The sequence below is a fragment of the Sphaerisporangium album genome (assembly GCF_003323745.1).
GTDB classification, from domain to species: domain Bacteria; phylum Actinomycetota; class Actinomycetes; order Streptosporangiales; family Streptosporangiaceae; genus Sphaerisporangium; species Sphaerisporangium album.
Genome location: NZ_QOIL01000001.1, coordinates 245847 through 263744 on the forward strand (window position 1 = coordinate 245847; position 17898 = coordinate 263744).

Consider the following 17898-nt stretch of genomic DNA (forward strand, 5'->3'; position numbering starts at 1 on the left):
TGTGGTGACGCCCTCCCTCGTGTGACGACCACGCCGGCGCGCGGGTTCACCGGCGTCATTATCTCCTTTGCGGCCGGGGCTTTCGAGGACTTGGATCATTCGGGCGATGTTGGATCGGTGTGGGATCATGGCGCGCGTGAAGTGGCGGCCGAGTGTCCTCGACGGGGTCAGGATCGGCGTGCTCGCCGCGGGCCTGCTGTGCGTGGCCACCGGCCTGCTGCCCGCCGGCGAGGCGTCCGACAACGTCCGGCGCATCGGGCCGTTGCTGCTGTTCCTGGCCGCGGTGATCGTCCTGGCCGAGCTGACCAAGGAGGCGAACGTCTTCGACGTGCTCGCCGGGCGGCTGGCGATCATCGGCCGCGGCAACTACGCCGCACTGTTCGTGCTTTGTACGGCATTCGCGTCATTTGTCACGATATTTCTGAATCTCGATACGACGGCGGTGCTGCTGACCCCCGTCATGCTCGCCCTGGCGCCCCGCGCCCGCATCACCCCGCTGCCGCTCGCCATGACCACCATCTGGCTGGCCAACACCGCGAGCCTGCTGCTGCCGGTCTCGAACCTCACCAACCTGCTCGCCATGGGCCGGGTCGGGCTGTCCACCCGGGACTTCGCCGGGCGCATGTGGGCCCCGCAGGTGGCCTCCATCGCGGTGACCATGCTCCTGCTCTGGGTCTTCTACTGGCGGCGCGGCGAACGCGGCGAGGACAGGTACGTCCCGCCGCCACCCGCGGCCGTGGGGGACCCGGTGCTGTTCGGGGTCGCCGCCGGGGCCTGCCTGCTGTTCATCGCGGCCATCCTCGCCGGCGTCCAGATCGGCGCCGCCGCAGCCGTGGCCGCGGTGATCGTCATCGCCGCCTTCGCCTGGCGCGACCGGTCCAAGCTGACCTGGGCGCTGTTCCCGTGGCAGCTCCTGGTCTTCGTGACCGGCCTGTTCCTGGTGGTCCCCACGCTCAGCCGCTACGGCCTGGGCGACCTGATGCGCGGGCTCATCGGCGACGGCGGCGACGCCCTCGGCGACTACCGGGCCGCCGCCGCCGGGGCCGGGCTGTCCAACGTCGTCAACAACCTGCCCGCCTACGCCGCGGGCGAGGCGGTCGTCCCCGCCGGCGACCACCGCCAGCTGCTGTCCCTGCTCATCGGCACCAACGTCGGGCCCGTCATCACCCCGTGGGCGTCGCTGGCCACGCTTTTGTGGTTCGAGTGGTGCCGCCGCCGCGGGGTCAGGGTGCCGATACTCAAGTTCGTCCTGACGGGGGTCTGCCTGGCCGTCACCGGGCTCGCCGCCACGATCGGCGCACTGCTCCTGACGTCCTGACCGTCTCGGGGCCCGTACCGCTCAGCGGGTGGCGGCGGCGACCAGGCCGAGCAGGTCGTCCACCAGCGCGGGATGCGCGGCGACGAAGCTGCGCCGCTCCGCCGGCAGGCCGGTGCGCCCGTCGAAGCGCGCCCCGTCGAAGCCGCGCACGGTCAGCCCCGCCTCCTGCGCGATCAGCAGGCCGCCCGGCAGGTCGACCGCCTCGGCGCGGTAGCCGACCACCGCGTCGATGTCCCCCCGCGCCAGCATCACCCAGCCCAGCATCGGCGCCCAGAGCTGGAGCACCCGCCGCGCGTGGACGTCCAGCGCCGCCTTCAGCGCGCGCAGCGCGGGGTCGTCGCGCGCCACGCCGTGCCCCTGCGTCCAGGCGAGCACCGGCCCGCGCGGGTCGTCGTCGTAGCGCGGGCAGGCCAGCGGTCCCTTCGGCCCCGACGCGCCCGCCCCCCTGATCGCCGACCAGGTGCGCCGCCCCACCGGGTCGTGGACGACGCCGAGCAGCGGCAGGCCCTCGTGGCACAGGGCGACCCCGACGACGTACAGGGGCAGCCCGAGCGCGACGTTGCTGGTGCCGTCCAGCGGGTCCACCAGCCACGTCCACTCGCCGTCAGGATCGCCCGACACGCCCGACTCCTCGGCGATCACCCGGTGACCGGGGAAGGCGCCCTGGAGGCGTTCGAGCAGCAGCTTCTCGGCCGCCATGTCCAGGTCGGTGACGATGTCCCCCCCGGCCTTGGCGCGGACCTCCAGCACGCCCGAGACCCGCTCCCTGAGCAGGTCTCCCGCCGCCTCCACGGCCGCCACCGCCACCCGGCGGGCGTGATCGAGATCCATCGGAGCCTCCTAGGGTCCGGGCCGGCCGGCGCCGGCCTGGGCTGGTTCGGCGCTAGGTTCGCGCCAGGTGGTCCGCCGCCAGCCGGGCGGCCCGGGCGGTCTCCTCATCGTCGCAGCGTTCCCGCGTCACGCGGTGCCGCCGCGTGCCGAGCGGGCCCAGGGACAGGTCCGCCGCGCCGGGGCGCCCGTCGCCCAGCGCGATCGTCGCGGTGTCGATGCCCTCGGGGATCACGCTGCGGTGGAAGACGCCCGCGGGCAGCGTGTAGACCTCCCCCGTGCGGTACACCCCCGCGGCGCCCTCGGTATAGGTGACCGTGCGGCGGGTGGGGTGGATGTCGTCCACGCCGCCTGAGCTGACCACCTCCAGCACCCGGTGGGTCGCCCCCGCCTCGCGGTCGGTCACGCCGACCAGCACGTTGCGCACCTGGCCGTACAGCACGTAGCTCACCAGATCCCAGCTGTGGCAGTGGACCTCGGAGGTGGTGTTGTCCGCGCTCGGCAGGTCTCCCGACCACAGGTGGACGCAGACGCCGCGCGCGCCGCCGCGCTCCACGGGCAGGCAGACGAAGCCGAGCGGATGGCGTACCGCCCTGATCGGGGAACGTCCCGCGGCGACGTCCTCCAGCAGGCGCAGCGCCCGGCGCGGGGTCTCCTTGGAGACGACACCCGAGGTCAGCTCGTCGTGCAGCTCCCGGTACCTCATATCGAATACGGATTCTTCGCGCGGATGGCCTTGCGGATGATCTCGACGACGTCGCGGTCCCCGTACGACTTCGGCAGGCCGAGGCCGAGCACCTCGAACAGCTTGCGCGTCTCGTCGACGGTGGGCTCGTCGCTGAGGACGGCGGCCTTCGCCGCCTCGATGGGGACGCGCCGCGTCTGGTCGAGGCTGGACATCAGCTCGGTGGCGCAGTGGTCGTAGTAGAAGCTGCCCCGCCTGCTCATCAGCGCGCGGTTCGGGTCCTCGACCGTGATGATGACGAAGCCCGCCGACAGGTCCCAGCGGAACGTCGTCATCGTGGACGACAGCCCGAGATCGATGTCCAGCAGGCTGAACCGCTGGCGGTGCCAGCACGACGCCAGGATCGTCGCGTACGACTCCTTGCGGGTGCGGTCCACCGTCCAGTACTCGCCGGTGCCGTCGGGGGCCTCCGACACCGACCGGCGGAAGCGCACGTACGCCTCGCACACGCCGAGGTGGGTCGGGTCGATGATCTCCAGCCGCATGAGCAGCGCCCTTCGCTCCCTGCGGGCGGCGACGACCAGGTCGGGCAGCGTCACCGCGCGCACGTACGTGCCCGTGCCGCCCTTGAAGCTCCAGCGGTCGGTGGCGCGGCGGGCCTCGGCGTGGGCCTCGGCGATCTCGTCGGCCCCGTTGAGCACCTGGACGGCCTGCAGGTCGTCCAGGACGCGGCGGGCGCTCTCGACGACGGCCTCCAGCCGGTCCAGGCGGTCCAGGCGCGCGGGGAGGTCGGCGAGCGCGCCCGAGGTGGTGCGGAAGTTCTCCTTGATCGTCTCTTCCATGGGCTCCTGGCGCCAGCGGTCGCGCAGGATCGCGGCGGTCAGCAGGCCGAGCACCAGCAGCGTCACGCCGTTGATCAGGTCGCTCTTGTCCTGCCCCAGGACGCGGTCACCCGAGGCCAGGCCGAGGAAGGCGATGAAGACGGCCAGCAGCAGAGCGATGACGCCGTCGGCGTTCTTGCCCAGCCACCCTACGAATTTCCCCATGCGCCCCACAGCGCCCGCCCCGCCTCGACGATCAGTCAGCCCCGCCGCCATGGTAACGACATGGTCAAAGAGTGGGCCAGTATCGCGCGGGATAGCCGGTGTTGGCGGGCGTTCCGCCGCACTGGCCGTGCCCGGCCGCGGGGCAGGCCGGGAGCCCTGGGTGAGCGCCACCGGAAATGTCGGTGGCCCGGCGTAGGTTATGGAGGTGTGAGGCCGGTAACAGATTTGCAGCGCAGGGTGGCGCCCTTCGAGGTCGTCACCGACATGTCCCCCTCCGGTGACCAGCCGACGGCGATCGCCGAGCTGGAGCGCCGGGTCAAGGGCGGGGAGAAGGACAACGTCCTGCTCGGCGCCACGGGCACCGGCAAGACGGCGACGGTGGCGTGGCTCATCGAGCGGCTGCAGCGGCCGGCTCTGGTGATGCAGCCCAACAAGACGCTCGCGGCCCAGTTCGCCAACGAGCTGCGCGAGATGCTGCCCAACAACGCCGTCGAATACTTCGTCTCCTACTACGACTACTACCAGCCCGAGGCGTACGTCCCGCAGACCGACACCTACATCGAGAAAGACTCCTCGATCAACGACGAGGTCGACCGGCTGCGCCACTCGGCGACCAACTCGCTGCTGACGCGCCGCGACACCGTCGTGGTCGCCTCGGTGTCCTGCATCTACGGCCTCGGCACGCCGCAGGAGTACGTCGACCGCATGGTCCGGCTCAAGGTCGGGCAGGAGGTCGAGCGCGACCGGCTCCTGCGCCGCCTGGTCGACATGCAGTACGCGCGCAACGACCTGTCGTTCACCCGCGGCACCTTCCGCGTGCGCGGCGACACGATCGAGGTCATCCCGCAGTACGAAGAGCTCGCCGTCCGCATCGAGATGTTCGGCGACGAGATCGAGAAGCTCTCCACGCTCCACCCGCTCACCGGCGAGGTCATCACCGAAGACCAGGAGCTGTACATCTTCCCGGCCTCCCACTACGTCGCCGGCCCCGAGCGCATGGAGCGCGCGATCGGCGACATCGAGGCGGAGCTCGCCACCACGCTCGCCACCATGGAGAAGCAGGGCAAGCTGCTGGAGGCGCAGCGGCTGCGCATGCGCACCACCTACGACATCGAGATGATGCGCCAGGTCGGCACCTGCTCCGGCATCGAGAACTACTCGCGGCACATCGACGGCCGCGGGCCCGGCACCGCGCCCAACACCCTGCTCGACTACTTCCCCGAGGACTTCCTGCTCGTCCTCGACGAGTCCCACCAGACCGTCCCGCAGATCGGCGCGATGTACGAAGGCGACGCCTCGCGCAAGCGCACCCTCGTCGACCACGGCTTCCGCCTGCCCTCGGCGATGGACAACCGGCCGCTCAAGTGGGAGGAGTTCCTCGACCGCATCGGCCAGACCGTCTACCTGTCGGCGACGCCGGGGCCGTACGAGCTCGGCCGCAGCAAGGGCGACGTGGTCGAGCAGGTGATCCGCCCGACCGGCCTGGTCGACCCCGAGGTCATCGTCAAGCAGACCAAGGGCCAGATCGACGATCTCGTCCACGAGATCCGCGAGCGCGCCGACAGGGACGAGCGCGTCCTGGTCACCACCCTGACCAAGAAGATGGCCGAGGACCTCACCGACTACCTGCTGGAGCTCGGCATCCGCGTCCGCTACCTCCACAGCGAGGTCGACACGCTGCGCCGCATCGAGCTGCTGCGCGAGCTGCGCATGGGCGAGTACGACGTCCTGGTCGGCATCAACCTGCTCCGCGAGGGCCTCGACCTGCCCGAGGTCTCCCTGGTGGCCATCCTCGACGCCGACAAGGAGGGCTTCCTGCGCAGCGAGACCTCGCTGATCCAGACGATCGGCCGGGCGGCCCGTAACGTCTCGGGCCAGGTCCACATGTACGCCGACCGCGTCACCCCGTCCATGGAGCGCGCGATCGACGAGACCAACCGGCGCCGGGCCAAGCAGGTCGCCTACAACAAGGCCAACGGCATCGATCCGAAGCCGCTGCGCAAGAAGATCGCCGACATCCTGGACTCCCTGGCCCGCGAGGACGCCGACACCGACCGCCTGCTCGGCGCGGGCCGCCAGCAGAGCCGCGGCAAGGCCCCGGTCCCCGGCATGGCCGCCGCCCGCCAGGCCGGCCAGCACGCCAAGACCATCGCGGGCGAGATGCCCCGCGCCCAGCTGGAGTCCCTGGTCCAGTCCCTGACCGAACAAATGCACACGGCCGCCGCCGACCTCCAGTTCGAGGTGGCCGCCCGCCTCAGAGACGAGATCAAGGAACTCAAACGCGAACTGAGAGACATGCGCGAAGCCGGCGTCCACTGACCCCACGGGCTGGCGGTCCCCTCGCCTCCCAAGCGAGGGGACCACCAGCCCGGCACGCACAAGCCTCACACCAATCTGCGTAGCGAGGGACCTAGCCGATCAGCTTGTGCAGGTTGAGGTCGATGTCCACCTTGAAGCCGATGTCGGTGCGCAGGTGGCCGCGGTGGATGCCGGTGGGGACGTACGCTTTGACGGCAGGGTCCAGCTCATAGGTGTAGGCCAAGGCGGCGCGCTCCTCGAGTTCGATGCGCCGGTGATCTCCTTCCTGCCGACGATCAGACCTCGCGCGACACTCCCATCCTGCCACGCTGCGTAGTCTCGCCGTGACGGCCGGGCGTTCTAGGAAGGCTGGGACGCCTGGGAGAGGCGTTGGGCTTTGCGTGCCTTGCGGCGGCGGATCGTTCGGATGGCGAAGAAGGCGGGGATGGCGAGGATGATCAGGCCGACGATCACCAGAGCGGGGAAGAAGATCGCCACCAGGCTCATGCCCAGGGAGCCGGCGTCCTCGACGGTGCTGACGACGGGGGCGCCGACGCCCGCCGTCGAGACGTTCACCACAGGGCGGGCCGAGGCCTTCATGATGTGGACCGCGAGGGCCACGGCGATGCCGATGACCCAGCTCACCCAGGGGTTCTGCGTCATCCAGGCCGAGTGGTCGAACTGGGAGGCCGCCTGTGTGGCGCTGAAGACGACGCCGCCCGCCGCGGGGCGCACGGCCGTCTGGATCATGTCGTTGACGTGGTCCACGACGGGGACCTTGTCGAGCACGACCTCGGCCAGCAGCAGGACGGCGATCACGGCGAGGACCCAGCCGTTGGTCAGCCAGGCGTAGTCCTGCGGCAGTCGCACCGCGTCGGTGAAGTTGGCCAGGAGGCCGACCACGAGCAGCGGGATGTACGCGTTGAGCCCCGCCGCCGTCGACAGGCCGAGCCCGGTCAGCGCCGCCAGCATTCGCACCCTCCACCAGATGTGATCTTCCGACAAGAGAGAGAACGAAGGATCAGATGCCCCACGTTCCCGCGGTCAACCGCGCCGGGGCGGAGGGCGTGTCAGGCGCCGGGGCGGAGGGCTCTCAGCGGGCCGGGGTCGGCTTTGAGCGGGGGGTGCCAGCCCATGTCGGGGGTGTGGCGACGGACGATCTTGGCGGGGACCCCGGCGATGACGCAGTGGTCGGGGAAGTCGCCGTTCACGACGGAGCCGGCCGCGACCACGGACTGCCGGCCGATGCGCGTGCCGGGCAGGATGATGGCGCCCGTGCCGAGCCAGGAGCCGGACCCGATGACCACAGGCTTGTTGCGCGGCCACTGCCGCCCGATGGGCGTCTCCGGGTCGTCGTACACGTGGTTCTGGTCGGTGATGTAGACGTACGGCCCGGCGAAGACGTCGTCGCCGATGTCGATGGACTGGTGGCCCACGATGTGGCTGCCCCGCCCGATCGAGCAGCCGCCGCCGATGCGGACGATCGAGTGCGGGCCGAGGTCGACCCCCGGCCCCATGCCCGCGGAGATGGAGACGCGCTCGCCGATCAGCGTGTGGTCGCCGATCTCGATCCACGCCTCGCCGAAGATCGCCCCGGGAGGAAACGAGAGACACGCGCCCTCGCCGAGCCGGCGGAACCGATACCCGGCGGGGGTGCCGGGGGTGATGGTGCCGGAATCCCGTACGGCGGCCCACGCGCGGTGGATGAGGCCGCCGAAGATCCGACGTACAGCACTACGGGGTGACATATCCGGAAAAGTTACCGCTTGGTTAGCATGCAGGGAACGGACGCCCGGGTGATGTTCGGGCACTTCGCAAGCGTGCTTTGATATTCTGAGAGCCCGTGGACACGCGGTCGCCCGTCGGGACGGCCACGCTCACGACCGACCACGGGAGAACCTCCTTGCGCAGCGCCGCAAACACCAAGCATCTGTTCGTCACGGGAGGCGTCGCCTCCAGTCTCGGTAAAGGGCTAACCGCCTCGAGTCTGGGGCGTCTGCTGAAGCTTCGCGGCCTGCGGGTCACCATGCAGAAGCTGGACCCCTACCTCAACGTCGACCCCGGAACGATGAACCCGTTCCAGCACGGTGAGGTGTTCGTCACAGACGACGGCGCCGAGACCGACCTCGACGTAGGCCACTACGAGCGATTCCTCGACACCGAGCTGCACGGCTCGGCCAACGTCACCACCGGCCAGGTGTACTCGAACGTGATCGCCAAGGAGCGCCGCGGCGAGTACCTCGGCGACACCGTCCAGGTGATCCCCCACATCACCAACGAGATCAAGGACCGCATCCGCGGCATGGCCGGCCCGGACGTCGACGTGGTGATCACCGAAGTCGGCGGCACCGTGGGCGACATCGAGTCGCTTCCGTTCCTGGAGGCCGTGCGCCAGGTCCGCCACGAGGTCGGCCGGGACAACGTCTTCTTCCTGCACGTCTCGCTCCTGCCGTACATCGGGCCGAGCGGCGAGCTGAAGACCAAGCCCACCCAGCACTCCGTCGCGGCACTGCGCAGCATCGGCATCCAGCCGGACGCGATCGTCTGCCGCTCCGACCGGCCCATCACCACCTCGCTCAAGCGCAAGATCAGCCTGATGTGCGACGTGGACGAGGACGCGGTCGTGTCGGCCGTGGACGCGCCGAGCATCTACGACATCCCCAAGGTGCTCCACTCCGAGGGCCTGGACGCCTACGTCATCCGCCGCCTCGGCCTGCCGTTCCGTGACGTCGACTGGCACGAATGGGACCAGCTCCTGCGCCGGGTGCACCGCCCCGCCAAGGAGGTCACGGTCGCGCTGGTCGGCAAGTACATCGACCTGCCCGACGCCTACCTGTCGGTCACCGAGGCGCTGCGCGCGGGCGGCTTCGCGTGCGACGCGCGGGTCAACATCCGCTGGGTCAAGAGCGACGACTGCGAGACCCCCGAGGGCGCCGAGCGCGAGCTGGACGGCGTGGACGGCGTGCTGATCCCCGGAGGGTTCGGCGTGCGGGGCATCGAGGGCAAGGTCGGGGCGATCCGGCACGCCCGCGAGCGGCTGATCCCGCTGCTCGGGCTGTGCCTCGGCATGCAGTGCATGGTCATCGAGGCGGCCCGCAACCTCGCGGGCATCGAGGACGCCAACAGCGCCGAGTTCGACCAGGAGACCCCGCACCCGGTGATCTCCACGATGGCCGACCAGCAGGACGTCGTGGCCGGCGAGCGCGACATGGGCGGCACCATGCGGCTGGGCCTGTACCCGGCCAAGCTCGCCGAGGGGTCCATCGTCCGCGGCCTGTACGGCACGGCCGTCGCCGACGAGCGCCACCGCCACCGCTACGAGGTCGGCAACGCCTACCGTGAGCCGCTGGAGCGGGTCGGCATGGTGTTCTCGGGGCTGTCGCCCGACGGCCGTCTGGTCGAGTACGCCGAGCTGGACGCCGAGACGCACCCGTTCTTCGTGGGCACCCAGGCGCACCCGGAGTTCCGCTCGCGCCCGACGCGCCCGCATCCGCTGTTCCGCGGCCTGATCGAGGCGGCTTTGACGTACGCCGACGTGCGCGAGAGGGTCACCAAGGTCGGCCGCACCGCATGAGCGGCGGCGACCCCCGGCCCGGCGGCACACGGGCGCGGGACATCAAGCCGGGCATCGAGCAGGGCATCGCGTGGCGCAGCACGTGGGTCGCCACGCGGGACATCGACACGGGCGGAACTCGATCATGGGGGATGGGAACGTGAGCGCAGCGGCTGCGGACGGCGCAGGAGACCGCGAGGCGGCAGGGTCCTCGGCGGGGCCGACCGCCGAGGACGTGCGGGACGTCCCGGCGTCCTGGGAGGTCGTGGAGTCGACGGAGCACTTCAGGGCCCGGGTGATCTCCGTGCGCACCGACCGGGTGCGCATGCCCGGAGACCAGGTCGCCGACCGCGACTACATCGTGCACCCCGGGTCGGTGGCCGTGGTCGCCCTCGACGAGCAGGACCGGGTGCTGCTGCTGCGGCAGTACCGCCACCCCGTGCGGCGGCTGCTGTGGGAGCTGCCGGCGGGCATCCGCGACGTCCAGGGCGAGCCGCTGGTCGACTGCGCCGCCCGGGAGCTGGCCGAGGAGGCCGGCTACCGCGCCAAGACGTGGCACACCCTGATCGACATCTACACCTCGCCCGGCTGCAGCGACGAGCGCATCCGCATCTTCCTCGCCCGTGACCTGGAGGCGATCCCCGAGGAGGAGAACGGGTTCGTCCGCATGCACGAGGAGGTCGACATGCCGGTCGTCTGGGTGCCGCTGGCCGATGCGGTCAACCGGGCACTGACCGGAATGATCCACAACGCACCGGCCGTCGCGGGTATTCTCGCCGCGTACGCCGCTTTGCCGGACGGCTTCGCCGCCCTGCGTCCCGCCGACGCTGAGGAGGCCTGACAGGAGGTTCCGTCCTGCGCCCTTACGCCGACCCCGAGGCCGTGATCGCCGGTTACCTCGCCCACCTGGCGGCGGAGCGCGGGCTCGCGGCCAACACCCTCGCCTCCTACCGGCGTGACCTACGGCGCTATCTGGACCACCTGCGCTCGCGCGGCCGCGCGTCCGTCTCCGAGGTGGACGAGGCGGACGTGCTGGCCTTCCTCACCGCGCTGCGGGAGGGCGACGGGGACCACCCCGCCCTGGGGGCCGGCTCGGCCGCCAGGGCCGTCTCGGCGGTGCGCGGCCTGCACCGGTTCGCGGTGCGCGAGGGGTTCGCGGCCCACGACCCCGCGCGCGGCGTGCACCCGCCGAGCAGGCTGCGCCACCTGCCGAAGGCGATCGGCGTGGCCGAGGTCGAGCGGCTGATCGCGGCCGCCGGGCCGGACGACGGGCCGCTGGCCCAGCGCAACCGCGCCCTGCTGGAGGTCCTGTACGGCACGGGCGCGCGGATCTCCGAGGCCGTCGGGCTGGCCGTGGAGGACGTCGAGGCCGGGCACGTGCTGCTGCGCGGCAAGGGCGGCCGGGCGCGGGTCGTCCCGCTCGGCAGGTTCGCGGGGGAGGCCCTGCGCGCCTATCTGCACCGGGCCCGTCCTCTGATCTGCCCGCCGGGACGCGACACGCCGGCGCTGTTCCTGAACGCCCGGGGTGGCCGCCTCACCCGCCAGGGGGCCTGGGAGGTCCTGCGGTCGGCGGCGGAGCGGGCCGGACTGGACGGCGTGTCCCCGCACATGTTGCGTCATTCGTTCGCAACTCACCTCCTTGACGGAGGAGCGGACGTTAGGGTTGTCCAGGAACTGCTCGGCCACGCCTCGGTGACGACCACCCAGGTCTACACCTTGGTCGGGGTCGACAGGCTGAGAGAGGCGTACGCGGCGGCCCGTCCGGGGGCTCGGCAGCCAACTTCATAGCTCCAGGGCGCGTCGCCTTGCCGCATACGTGCCGACCCCATAGTGTCCGTCCGGACGGTCCGGTTCGGGGCCGTCAGGGAGGTTCAACTGGTGACGACCACAGACGCTTCAATCCGGGAGATCGCCGGCGCCCCCGGCGCAGTCGAAGGTTCCTGGGGCGACACCAGGAACGAGGGGCTCCTGGGACCCACCGGGCGTCCGCGTCCCGTCTTCCCGGACCCTGTCCCGCCGACCACGCACGGTCCCGCGCGGGTCGTGGCGATGGTCAACCAGAAGGGCGGGGTCGGCAAGACCACCACGACGATCAACCTCGGCGCCTCGCTCGCCGAGTGCGGCCAGCGTGTGCTGCTCGTCGACTTCGACCCCCAGGGCGCCCTGTCGGTCGGGCTGGGCATCGACCCGCGCCCGCTGGAGGCCACGGTCTACGACCTGATCATGGAAGAGCCCGACGTCACCGCCGAGGACGTCCTCCTGGCCACCAGCGTCGAGGGCATGGACCTGCTGCCCAGCAACATCTTCCTGTCCGGCGCCGAGATCCGGCTCGTCAACGAGGTCGCCCGCGAGTACGCGCTGGGCCGGGCCCTGGAGCCGCTGCTCCCGCACTACGACATCTGCCTCATCGACTGCCAGCCGTCGCTCGGCCTGCTCGCCGTCAACGCGCTGACCTGCGCCCACAGCGTGATGGTGCCGCTGGAGTGCGAGTTCTTCGCGCTGCGCGGCGTCGCCCTGCTGATGGAGTCGATCACCAAGGTCCAGGAGCGGCTCAACAAGGACCTGGAGATCGACGGCATCCTCGCCACGATGTACGACCCGCGCACGTTGCACGCGCGGGAGGTCCTGTCGACGATCATGCAGGGTTTCGGGGACAAGGTCTTCCACACGGTGATCAACCGGACCGTCCGGTTCCCTGACGCCACCCTCGCCGGCGAGCCGATCACCCAGTTCGACCCCGCCTCCATGGGCGCGACCGCCTACCGCGAGCTGGCCCGCGAGGTCCTCTCCCGCTGGTCCCAGGACGCCTGAGCGCTGCGCGTAGAGGCCCCGAGAGGCCTTCGCGGCGACATGCGTGACCGTCCGATCGCGTGACGTGCGCGGCGGCCCGGGTGCGGGACAATGGAACGGTGACCGAACAGCCCGCGACCGGCCAGGCCGACAGGCCCGACGCCTTCCAGGTGCACCTGGATGTCTTCGAGGGTCCGTTCGACCTGCTGCTCGGGCTGATCGCCAAGCACAAGCTGGACATCACCGAGGTGTCCCTGCACCAGGTGACCGACGAGTTCATCGCCCACATCCGCTCGCGCGGCCCCGAGTGGGATCTGGACCAGGCCAGCCACTTCCTGCTGGTGGCCGCCACCCTGCTCGACCTGAAGGCCGCGAGGCTCCTGCCCACCGGCGAGGTCGAGGACGAGGAGGACCTGGCGCTGCTGGAGGCCCGCGACCTGCTGTTCGCCCGCCTTCTGCAGTACCGGGCTTACAAGGAGGTCGCGAAGGTCTTCGCCGGCTACATGGCCGAGGAGGCCCTGCGCTTCCCCCGGGTGGTCCCGATGGAGGCCCGCTTCGCCGGCCTGCTGCCCGAGCTGGTGCTCGGCGTCGGCCCGGAGCGGCTCGCCAAGATCGCCATGCGGGCCTTCACGCCCAAGCTGCCGCCCTCGGTCTCGACGGCGCACATCTATCAACCGGTCGCCAACGTCCGCGAGCAAGCGGCTATCCTGGTCGCACGGCTCCGGCGCGTGCGCAGGGCGACGTTCCGGGCTCTGACCGCCGACTGCGCGGGCACGTTCGAGGTCATCGCGCGCTTCCTCGCCATCCTGGAGCTGTTCCGGGAGGCCGCGGTCTCCTTCGAGCAGATCGAACCGCTCGGAGATCTGCACGTGATGTGGACGGGCACCGACGACGGGGACATCGCGGTGGCCGACGACTACGACGAGGGCGCTCCGCCTGCGGAGGGCACGGAAGGCCATGACGGCGGGCCGCGCGACCAGCGCGCCGGCCGGGAGAGCGAAGATGCAGCCGATGAATCCTGAGGGCGCCGAGCGCGTCCAGGACCACGAGGACGACCAGGACCCCGCGCACGACGCGAAGTCCGGGCCGGGCCTGCGCGCGGCCCTGGAGGCGATCCTGCTCGTCGTCGACGAGCCGGTGGCCGAGGTGACGCTCGCGCAGGTGCTGGAACGCCCCTCGCGTGAGGTCGCCGAGACCCTGCGGGAGCTGGCGGCGGAATACACCCGCGACGGCCGTGGTTTCGATCTTCGAGAGGTGGCCGGAGGCTGGCGTTTCTACACGCGCGCCGACTGCGCCGCCCACGTGGAGCGTTTCGTCCGTGACGGCCAGCAGACGCGGCTGACGCAGGCCGCTCTGGAGACCCTCGCGGTCGTGGCCTACCGCCAGCCGGTGAACCGCGCCCGCGTCGCCGCCATCAGAGGCGTCAACAGCGACGGTGTCATGCGCACGCTGGTGGCGCGCGGCCTCGTGGAAGAGGCCGGCACCGATCCCGAGAGCCAGGCGGTCCTGTACCGCACGAGCTCGTACTTCCTGGAGAGGCTGGGGTTGCGGAGTCTCGACGAGCTCCCCGCGATCGCCCCGTTCCTCCCCGACGACGTGGAAACCTTAGAGGAGCAACAGAAGTGAACAACAGGCGTGGTACCCCGTCCGGTGATGGACGCGGTCGAGGACGCGGCGACGCCGCCCCCGGGGCCCGGGGAGGTGCCGGCTCGCGTGGCGGCTCCGGCGCCCCTCGCGGAGGATCTTCCCGGGGAGGCGCCCGGGGCGGGTTCCGGGGCGCGGGCGACCGCCGAGACGCCTTCCGCTCGGACGAGCGGCGCGGCACCGGCGACCGGGGTGCTCCCAGAGGGGGACGCGGCGCGGCCGGGTCCTCCCGTGACGACGACCGCGACTTCCGCTCGCGCGACGACTCCCGGTCCTCCGAGGGCGGCCCGCGCGGCGGGTCGTCCGGGTTCGGCGGGTCGCGTGGCGGTTCTTCGGGGTACGGGGGCTCGCGGGGCGGGTCGTCCTACGGGGGCTCGCGTGGCGGGTCGTCGGGGTTCGGCGGGTCCCGTGGTGGTTCGTCCTCCTACGGCGGCGCACGGGGAGGTTCCCCGGGCGCGTCCCGCAGCCGGTACGGCAGGCCGGACGAGGGGCGCGGCCCCTCCATCCGCGCGGGCCGGGGCGGCTCGTCCGACGACCGCCGTCCGGGCTCCTACGGCGACGACCGCAGGGGCGGGTTCCGCGCGGACCGCGAGGGTTCCTCCGGCGGGTACCGCGGTGGTCGCGAGGGCGCGTCCGGTGACCGCCGCGGCGGGTTCCGCGGCGCTCGCGAGGGCTCGTCCCGCGAGGGACGCGGCGGCTACGGCGGCGACCGCGGTGAAAGCCGTGGCGGCTATGGCGGCGACCGCGGTGAAAGCCGTGGCGGGTATGGCGGCGACCGCGGCGAGAGCCGGAGGTTCGGCGGGGCGCGGGAATCGTCCTACGGCGGGCGCCCGGCGTTCCGCGGCCGGGACGACCAGCGCGCGCCCTTCCGCGCGGACCGGGCAGTCTCGGGCGAGCGGTACGGCCGCGACGAGACCGGCCGCGGCGGGCCCGTCCGCGACCGCTCAGAGTTCCGCTCAGAGTCCCGCTCAGGGTCGCGTCACGAGGACGCGCCCCGCGGCGGCTCCGGCGGGCGTTACGAGCGCGGCGACCGGCGCGACGAGGTGCAGACCATCGGAAGCCCCCCCGGCGGCTCACGCGGGCGGTACGGCCGCTCGGAGCAGGGCCGCGGCGGCGCGGCCGCCGGGCGTACGGGCTCGGCGAGGACGGGCGCGGGAGCGGGCAGGACGGGTGCCGGAGCGCGGCGCCCCGGCGCGGGCGGCGACGGCCCGGCGCGCGGGGGCCAGGGCCGCGGCGGCCGTCCGCAGGCGCCCCGGGCCGGGCGCGGCGGCGTGTTCAAGACCGCGCGCCAGCCGCTGCGCGACCCCGACTTCTTCCCGTCCGACTACACCGACGAGCGCGACACCACCGAGGTGCCGGACGGCGTGCGGCTGCAGAAGGTCCTCGCCGCCGCGGGCGTCGCGGCCCGGCGCACCTGCGAGGAGATGATCGGCGAGGGTCGCGTCACCGTGGACGGCCAGGTCGTGCGCCGCTTCGGCGCCCGCGTGGATCCGGCCAAGCAGGTGATCCACGTCGATGGCAAGCGCATCCCGACCGCCCCCGACCAGGTCTACTTCGCGATCAACAAGCCCATCGGCGTCATCAGCACGATGTCCGACCCCGAGGGCCGCCCGTCCCTGGCCGACTACGTGGCCGACCGCACCGAGCGGCTCTTCCACGTCGGCCGGCTGGACACCGAGACGGAGGGCCTGATCATCCTCACCAACGACGGCGAGCTGGCCCACCGGCTGACGCACCCGAGCTTCGGAGTGCAGAAGAAGTACTGGGCGAAGGTGCCCGGCCCGATCGCGCGCGATCTCGGCAAACGGCTGAAGAACGGCGTCGAGCTGGAGGACGGCCTCGTCAAGGCGGACGAGTTCAAGATCGTCCAGGAGCACGGCCAGCAGGCGCTGGTGGAGGTCGTCCTGCACGAGGGCCGCAAGCACGTCGTGCGGCGCATGCTGGAGGCCGAGGGGCACCCCGTGATCGACCTGGCCCGCATCGAGTTCGGGCCGGTCAAGCTCGGGCGGCTCAAGCCGGGCACGATGCGCGCGCTCACGCTCAAGGAGGTCGGCGACCTTTACGCGGTCGTGGGACTGTAACCTGTCGGAAAGACGAAGCCGGTCCGGACACGCCGCGGTACGCCCGGCGTGCTCGGCCGGGCTCAGGCATATGTGGACACCATGGCATGCCAGGGGTGTGTCCTGTGCCGGGGCCTGGCCGGGGCTCGCCCGGGCCGCCGGGCGGTGGTTCGTGAAGGGGAATGACATGGTGCGTGCGGTCCGGGGCGCCGTCCAGATCGACGCCGACACCCGGGAGGCGGTTCTGGCCGGGGTGACCGAGCTGGTCACCGAGGTCATGGAGCGCAACCGGCTGACCACCGACGACGTGATCAGCGTGATCTTCACCTCGACCCCCGACCTCACCTCCGAGTTCCCCGCCCTCGCGGCGCGCAAGCTCGGCTTCCACGACGTCCCGCTGATCTGCGCCAGTGAGATCGACGTGCCGGGGGCGCTGCCCCGCGTGGTGCGCCTGATGGCCCACGTGGAGACGGACAGGCCCCGCCAGGAGATCCAGCACGTCTATCTCAAGGGCGCGACCGCGTTGAGGATGGACATCGCCCAGTGAGCCACCAGCCCAGGGCCGTCGAGACCGTGCTGATCGTCGGTACGGGCCTGATCGGCACGTCCGTCGCCCTCGCGCTGAGGGAACACGGGCTCACCGTCCTGCTCGCCGACCAGAACCCGGGGTTCGTGCGGCTGGCGAGCGAGCTCGGCGCGGGGGTCGAGTGGACCCCCGGCGGGCCTCCGGCCGACCTCGCGGTGATCGCGGTGCCGCCGCAGTTCGTGGCCGAGTGGCTGCTGGACCTGCAGAAGACCGGCGCCGCGCGCTTCTACACCGACGTGGCGAGCGTCAAGGCCCTGCCGATCGCGCAGGCCGCCCAGCGCGGCTGCGACCTGACCACCTTCGTGGCCGGCCACCCGCTGGCCGGTCGTGAGCGCTCGGGCCCGGCCGCGGCGCGGGCCGACATCTTCCTCGGCCGCCCGTGGGCGTACTGCCCGGGGCCCGAGGCGTCGGACGAGGCCGTTCGGGCCGTGCTGGAGCTGATCGAGCTGTGCGGGGCCAACCCCGTGCGGGTCGACCCGGCCGCGCACGACGAGGCGGTCGCCCTGGTGTCCCACGCTCCGCACGTCGCCGCCTCGGCGGTGGCGGCGCGCCTGGCCGAGGCGTCGGAGACGGCGCTCGGCCTCGCCGGGCCGGGGGTACGCGACGTGACCCGCGTGGCCGGGGGCGATCCGCGGTTGTGGACGGTCATCCTGTCGGGAAACGCCCGCCCGGTGGCCGAGGTGCTGGAGGCCGTGGCGGCCGACCTGAACACGGCGGCGGCGGCCCTGCGCGCCGTCTCGGCGCAGGAAGCCCCGGAGAGCACAGGCGACCCGGACGGCGCGGCGATCGGCCGGGTCACCGAGCTGCTGGAGCGCGGCAACACCGGCCAGAGCAGGATCCCGGGCAAGCACGGCGGCCCCCCGCGCTCGTACGCGGTGGTCCAGGTGCTGGTCGGAGACCGTCCCGGCGAGCTGGCCCGCCTGTTCCAGGCGGCCAAGGACGCCGGGGTCAACATCGAGGACGTCCGCCTGGAGCACGCTCCAGGGCTGCCGCTGGGAGCCGCCGAGCTGTCCGTGCAGCCCGAGGCGGCCGGGGTTCTCGCCGACGCCCTGCGCGCGCACGGCTGGCACGTGCCCTGAGCCGTTGATGC

The 17898-nt window shown here is 72.0% G+C and carries 18 protein-coding genes; 12 read left to right on the plus strand and 6 right to left on the minus strand.

Annotated elements, in window-relative coordinates; genetic code table 11:
* Positions 1-127 precede the first annotated feature (127 nt).
* Positions 128-1318, plus strand: coding sequence for an ArsB/NhaD family transporter (locus DQ384_RS01050; protein ID WP_114026733.1), 1191 nt, complete (start codon positions 128-130; stop codon positions 1316-1318).
* Between the two features lie 21 nt (positions 1319-1339).
* Here DQ384_RS01050 and DQ384_RS01055 read toward each other — a convergent pair whose 3' ends face one another.
* From DQ384_RS01055 to DQ384_RS01065, 3 genes are read right to left on the minus strand one after another with little or no spacing between them, the layout of a single operon-like run.
* On the minus strand, positions 1340-2149 hold the full coding sequence (locus tag DQ384_RS01055; protein WP_114026734.1) for an inositol monophosphatase family protein: 810 nt from the start codon (positions 2147-2149) through the stop codon (positions 1340-1342).
* A gap of 52 nt (positions 2150-2201) precedes the next feature.
* Positions 2202-2852 carry a hypothetical protein gene (locus DQ384_RS01060; protein WP_114026735.1) on the minus strand — a complete coding sequence of 217 codons (651 nt, stop codon included), beginning with the start codon at positions 2850-2852 and terminating at the stop codon, positions 2202-2204.
* Positions 2849-3877, minus strand: coding sequence for a hypothetical protein (locus DQ384_RS01065; RefSeq protein ID WP_114026736.1), 1029 nt, complete (start codon positions 3875-3877; stop codon positions 2849-2851). The genes DQ384_RS01060 and DQ384_RS01065 overlap by 4 nt, the downstream gene beginning before the upstream one ends.
* Positions 3878-4084: 207 nt before the next feature.
* Here DQ384_RS01065 and uvrB point away from each other — a divergent pair, with 207 nt between their 5' ends.
* Complete coding sequence (gene uvrB / locus DQ384_RS01070; RefSeq protein WP_114026737.1) at positions 4085-6196, plus strand: excinuclease ABC subunit UvrB; 2112 nt, start codon at positions 4085-4087, stop codon at positions 6194-6196.
* Positions 6197-6287: 91 nt separating this feature from the next.
* On the opposite strand, the gene DQ384_RS43515 is transcribed toward uvrB, so the two are convergent.
* The 3 genes from DQ384_RS43515 to DQ384_RS01080 all read right to left on the minus strand — a co-directional run bounded on the left by DQ384_RS43515 (position 6288) and on the right by DQ384_RS01080 (position 7923).
* Complete coding sequence (locus tag DQ384_RS43515; protein ID WP_281273985.1) at positions 6288-6419, minus strand: hypothetical protein; 132 nt, start codon at positions 6417-6419, stop codon at positions 6288-6290.
* 116 nt (positions 6420-6535) lie between these two features.
* Positions 6536-7147, minus strand: coding sequence for a DUF4126 domain-containing protein (locus DQ384_RS01075; RefSeq protein ID WP_114026738.1), 612 nt, complete (start codon positions 7145-7147; stop codon positions 6536-6538).
* 98 nt (positions 7148-7245) lie between these two features.
* Positions 7246-7923, minus strand: coding sequence for an acyltransferase (locus DQ384_RS01080; protein WP_114026739.1), 678 nt, complete (start codon positions 7921-7923; stop codon positions 7246-7248).
* A gap of 155 nt (positions 7924-8078) precedes the next feature.
* Here DQ384_RS01080 and DQ384_RS01085 point away from each other — a divergent pair, with 155 nt between their 5' ends.
* The 10 genes from DQ384_RS01085 (at position 8079) to DQ384_RS01125 (ending at position 17887) form a co-directional block, all read left to right on the plus strand.
* Positions 8079-9749: a CTP synthase gene (locus DQ384_RS01085; RefSeq protein WP_114027026.1), complete on the plus strand. Its 1671-nt coding sequence runs from the start codon at positions 8079-8081 to the stop codon at positions 9747-9749.
* A complete protein-coding gene (locus DQ384_RS40865) occupies positions 9746-9892 on the plus strand; it encodes a hypothetical protein (protein WP_181870957.1) in 147 nt (48 codons plus the stop codon). The genes DQ384_RS01085 and DQ384_RS40865 overlap by 4 nt, the downstream gene beginning before the upstream one ends.
* Before the next feature lie 71 nt (positions 9893-9963).
* A complete protein-coding gene (locus DQ384_RS01090) occupies positions 9964-10569 on the plus strand; it encodes an NUDIX domain-containing protein (RefSeq protein WP_245966208.1) in 606 nt (201 codons plus the stop codon).
* Between the two features lie 41 nt (positions 10570-10610).
* A complete protein-coding gene (locus DQ384_RS01095) occupies positions 10611-11516 on the plus strand; it encodes a site-specific tyrosine recombinase XerD (protein ID WP_342769349.1) in 906 nt (301 codons plus the stop codon).
* 87 nt (positions 11517-11603) lie between these two features.
* Positions 11604-12539 (plus strand): ParA family protein, encoded by a 936-nt coding sequence (locus tag DQ384_RS01100; RefSeq protein ID WP_114027028.1) that lies wholly within the window; start codon positions 11604-11606, stop codon positions 12537-12539.
* Between the two features lie 98 nt (positions 12540-12637).
* Entirely contained in the window at positions 12638-13540 is a 903-nt protein-coding gene (locus tag DQ384_RS01105) for a segregation and condensation protein A (RefSeq protein WP_114026741.1), read from the plus strand.
* Positions 13530-14144, plus strand: a complete 615-nt coding sequence (gene scpB / locus DQ384_RS01110; RefSeq protein ID WP_245966166.1) for an SMC-Scp complex subunit ScpB — start codon at positions 13530-13532, stop codon at positions 14142-14144. Before DQ384_RS01105 ends, scpB begins: the two co-directional genes overlap by 11 nt.
* Positions 14141-16243 carry a pseudouridine synthase gene (locus tag DQ384_RS01115; protein WP_114026743.1) on the plus strand — a complete coding sequence of 701 codons (2103 nt, stop codon included), beginning with the start codon at positions 14141-14143 and terminating at the stop codon, positions 16241-16243. The genes scpB and DQ384_RS01115 overlap by 4 nt, the downstream gene beginning before the upstream one ends.
* Before the next feature lie 166 nt (positions 16244-16409).
* Positions 16410-16769 carry a chorismate mutase gene (gene aroH / locus DQ384_RS01120; protein WP_114026744.1) on the plus strand — a complete coding sequence of 120 codons (360 nt, stop codon included), beginning with the start codon at positions 16410-16412 and terminating at the stop codon, positions 16767-16769.
* Entirely contained in the window at positions 16766-17887 is a 1122-nt protein-coding gene (locus DQ384_RS01125) for a prephenate dehydrogenase (RefSeq protein ID WP_245966167.1), read from the plus strand. The genes aroH and DQ384_RS01125 overlap by 4 nt, the downstream gene beginning before the upstream one ends.
* Positions 17888-17898 lie beyond the last annotated feature (11 nt).

Excerpts from the sequence above, each read along its gene's own strand:
- DQ384_RS01050 (WP_114026733.1), top strand. The coding sequence starts at position 128 with ATGGCGCGCGTGAAGTGGCGGCCGAGTGTCCTCGACGGGGTCAGGATC.
- DQ384_RS01055 (WP_114026734.1), bottom strand. The coding sequence starts at position 2,149 with ATGGATCTCGATCACGCCCGCCGGGTGGCGGTGGCGGCCGTGGAGGCG.
- DQ384_RS01060 (WP_114026735.1), bottom strand. The coding sequence starts at position 2,852 with ATGAGGTACCGGGAGCTGCACGACGAGCTGACCTCGGGTGTCGTCTCC.
- DQ384_RS01065 (WP_114026736.1), bottom strand. The coding sequence starts at position 3,877 with ATGGGGAAATTCGTAGGGTGGCTGGGCAAGAACGCCGACGGCGTCATC.
- DQ384_RS01075 (WP_114026738.1), bottom strand. The coding sequence starts at position 7,147 with ATGCTGGCGGCGCTGACCGGGCTCGGCCTGTCGACGGCGGCGGGGCTC.
- DQ384_RS01080 (WP_114026739.1), bottom strand. The coding sequence starts at position 7,923 with ATGTCACCCCGTAGTGCTGTACGTCGGATCTTCGGCGGCCTCATCCAC.
- DQ384_RS40865 (WP_181870957.1), top strand. The coding sequence starts at position 9,746 with ATGAGCGGCGGCGACCCCCGGCCCGGCGGCACACGGGCGCGGGACATC.
- scpB (WP_245966166.1), top strand. The coding sequence starts at position 13,530 with ATGAATCCTGAGGGCGCCGAGCGCGTCCAGGACCACGAGGACGACCAG.
- aroH (WP_114026744.1), top strand. The coding sequence starts at position 16,410 with ATGGTGCGTGCGGTCCGGGGCGCCGTCCAGATCGACGCCGACACCCGG.